General features: G+C 70.5%; 2 protein-coding genes. Both read right to left on the bottom strand.

The window, feature by feature from the left end:
• Positions 1-39 precede the first annotated feature (39 nt).
• Positions 40-291: a hypothetical protein gene (locus tag DQW06_RS17815; RefSeq protein ID WP_071621709.1), complete on the bottom strand. Its 252-nt coding sequence runs from the start codon at positions 289-291 to the stop codon at positions 40-42.
• 2 nt (positions 292-293) lie between these two features.
• Positions 294-1,640: a TRAP transporter large permease subunit gene (locus DQW06_RS17810; RefSeq protein WP_013152180.1), complete on the bottom strand. Its 1,347-nt coding sequence runs from the start codon at positions 1,638-1,640 to the stop codon at positions 294-296.
• Between the last annotated feature and the right edge of the window lie 41 nt (positions 1,641-1,681).

The raw sequence follows: 1,681 nt of genomic DNA, 5'->3' as shown, positions 1-1,681 counted from the left end.
ACCGCCCCCGGCGGGTCGGTCACTCCCCCTCGGAGCGCCTCAGTCCTCGCCCCCGCCCTCGTCCTCGGTGAGGTAGTTGGCCAGGAACCCGAGGACCCCGAAGGCCGCCGCGGCCGCGACCGCGGGGACGAACAACAGGTCCGAGGTGGTCGTGATCCAGTCCGGCCGCCGCGCGATGACCCCGGCCAGCTGACCGGCGACGAGCAGGACGCCGAGGAGGAAGCAGGCGACGAGGCCCAGTTTGAACAGGGTGCGCACCACGACGAGGGCGCGGGATCTGATGGTGGTCATGTTCAGCCTCCGAAGACCGGTAGGACGCCCCAACCGATGAGGCAGCCGATCAGGAAGATCGGGATCATGTAGTAGACGATCAGCGGCAGGAAGGTGCTCTCGGGTCGGGCGCCCGTCAGTCCGGCCGCCACGAAGATCGACCCGGACGCGGGCGGGGAGGCCCCCTCGGTGGAGGCGAACACCAGGATGGCGATCACCGCCAGGAGCGGGTCGACCCCCACGCCCACCAGTGCCAGGAAGGAGATCTGCCCGACCGCGGTGAGGGTCGCCGTGGAGGAGAGCGGCCCGGCGACCAGGGTGACCACCAGTCCGACGGCCACCACCAGCAGGACGCGGTTGACCGGCAGGTTCTCCAGCAGGGTGTTGACGTCCTCCGCGAGGCCGAGGCGGGCCAGGATCTCGCTGGCCGCGATGGCGAAGAACAGCAGGGCCCCGATGGTGGCGAACTTGGGCAGGGCGCCGTCGAGCAGGGCCGACCAGTCCCGCGGGTTCCGGGGCAGGCGGTCGCGTCCGGCGACGAGGGAGAACACGATGATCAGGATCGGGATCCAGATCAGCAGCGAAATCTCCCCCACGGCCCCGCCGAGCGGGGTGGAGTTCTCCAGGTAGTCGGCCAGGGGCCCCGCCGTGATCACGATCGGGATGAGCGCGCCCAGGAAGATGGTCAGGGCTCCCGCACCCTGCCGCAGGGACTCGCGCAGGGGCAGCAGGTCGGTCTCGTCGGCCCTGGGGATGCCGTCCCTGCGCACGAAGTACGCGATCAGGGCGAACCTGAGCAGGATCTGGTAGGTCCCGGCCGCGAGCAGGCCCATGTAGACCTGGCCGGTGCTGACCATGCCCCCGGCGAAGCCGATCATGATGACCATGGAGGCGCTGGGGGGCAGGGCCGCGCCCATCCCCCCGTTGCCGGCCATCACCGTGGCGGCGCGGGTGGGGGACCACCCCGTGCGCACCATCCAGGGGCCGGTGAAGGAGCCGCTGGAGGCGGTGTTGGCGGAGTTGGACCCGGACAGGGCGCCGAAGACCGCGGAACCGGCCGTGTCGATGAAGGCGGGGCCGCCGCGGACGCGTCCGAAGAGGGAGTTCAGGATGGCCAGGATCCGCTGGATCAGGCCCGTGACGTCGATCAGGTAGGCCATGAACACGAAGGCCAGGGCCGCGTAGAGCACCTCGTGGGTGAGGGCGTCGACCAGCCCCCGCAGCAGGTACGCGGGCGCCTGCGCCCCGGCGAACAGCGCGGTGACGACCAGTCCGAGCAGCATCGCCTCGCCCATGTTCCGTTTGAACACGACGTTCCAGACGATGATCACGGCGATGAAGGCCGCCAGGGCTAGGAGTGCGATGGGCATGGGTGGACCTTCGGGAGGGGAGTCGGGGAGTGGTGGCGGCC

It is taken from the genome of Nocardiopsis sp. TNDT3, from assembly GCF_003427465.1.
Taxonomy (GTDB): Bacteria; Actinomycetota; Actinomycetes; order Streptosporangiales; family Streptosporangiaceae; genus Nocardiopsis; species Nocardiopsis dassonvillei.
The sequence above is the reverse complement of the archived record's forward strand: the minus strand, read 5'-3'. Positions and strand labels throughout refer to the sequence as shown.